This is a genomic window from Saccharopolyspora sp. NPDC000359, assembly GCF_040300525.1.
Classification (GTDB): Bacteria; Actinomycetota; Actinomycetes; order Mycobacteriales; family Pseudonocardiaceae; genus Saccharopolyspora.
The window spans coordinates 1-1235 of sequence record NZ_JBEPDU010000120.1 but is presented as its reverse complement, the minus strand read 5'-3'; the positions used below and the strand labels follow the sequence as shown (position 1 = coordinate 1235).

The following is a 1235-nucleotide window of genomic DNA, read 5'->3' as shown; positions in this document are numbered from 1 at the left end:
AGCCGGTGCTGGCCGCGCTGACGCAGATGCGGCGCCGCGGCAGCGGGCACCTGGCGGTGGTGATCGACGAGTACGGCGGAACGGCGGGCATCGTCACCGTCGAGGACCTGGTGGAGGAGGTCGTCGGCGAGATCTGGGACGAGTACGACCCGAGCGCGTCGCCGGTGCGCGCCAAGGCCGACGGCAGCTACGAGGTCGACGGCCTGCTGCACCGCAGCGACTTCGAGCAGCAGACCGGCATCCGGCTGCCCGACGGGCCGTTCGACACGGTGGCGGGCTTCGTGGTCAGCCGCCTCGGCCAGGTCCCGCAGGAGGGCGACTCGGTGGCGGCCCTCGGCCACCGGTTCACCGTGCGGGCGATGGATGGCCACCGGGTGTCCCGGCTGCTCATCACCGCGCTCGAGGACCAGCCCTGACAACGGCATCCACGCGTGCCAGCAGAGGTGGGACGCGCGATTCCCCCTGAGCCCGGTCTTGGTGCTTCCGCAACCGCGAGGGCCGCACCGCGGAAGGTGTCCGCACGCGCTGTAGGCGCACAGCCCACCCCCGCCGCCGCGGGTTCTCAGAGGTCGCCTGGCGGGGACAGCCCGTTCGCCGTGCACCGGACCGTGCGCGAGAAGGGATCCCGCAGCCCAAGCGGCCTCTGAGGTTCCGCTGCCCGCACCGCCGCGCGAAATGAGGTTGGGAACCTCGTCCAGGTCAGGACAGCAGCAGGAACAGGGCTCCCACCACGATCCCGACGACCACCACGACCGCTGCGGTGATCATGACCGCGCGCATCTTCGGGCGGTCGTCGCGCACCTCGGTCTGGGCCCGCTCGCGCCACTGCATGAATGTGGTGCCTTCGCCCTCGCTCACCGTCGACTCCTCGGGTCCGTCGTCACTTGCCGAGCGGTCCCCCGCGACCGCGCACGCCCCACCTTGTCACACCACCTCACGTCCCGGACAAGTGATCTGCCGGGCGCGCCGCGCATCCGCGCCGGATCACACCGCCGCTGACGAGCCGTCCAGGCGCACCACGTGCGCCGCCCAGTGGGCGAGCAGGTCCTCGTCGTGGCTGATCGCCAGCACCCCGGTCCCGCGCTCGTGCACCTGCCGGTCCACGACCTGCACGAGCGCGGCCGTGGTGGAGGCGTCGAGCATGGCGGTCATCTCGTCGCAGATCAGGTAGCGGGGCCGCAGCGCCAGCGCCCGCGCCAGGCACGCCCGCTGCAGCTGGCCGTCGCTGACCTCGT

General features: G+C 72.4%; 3 protein-coding genes. 1 reads left to right on the top strand and 2 read right to left on the bottom strand.

The features are described from left to right. A partial coding sequence (locus tag ABT324_RS33340; protein WP_351185896.1) for a transporter associated domain-containing protein occupies nucleotides 1-416 on the top strand: 416 nt, incomplete at its 5' end. 283 nt (nucleotides 417-699) lie between these two features. Here the strand turns inward: ABT324_RS33340 and ABT324_RS33335 are convergent. Further along, nucleotides 700-858, bottom strand: a complete 159-nt coding sequence (locus tag ABT324_RS33335; RefSeq protein ID WP_351185894.1) for a hypothetical protein — start codon at nucleotides 856-858, stop codon at nucleotides 700-702. A gap of 126 nt (nucleotides 859-984) precedes the next feature. Then, on the bottom strand, nucleotides 985-1235 hold a 251-nt coding region (locus ABT324_RS33330; protein ID WP_502949838.1), incomplete at its 5' end, for an ATP-binding cassette domain-containing protein.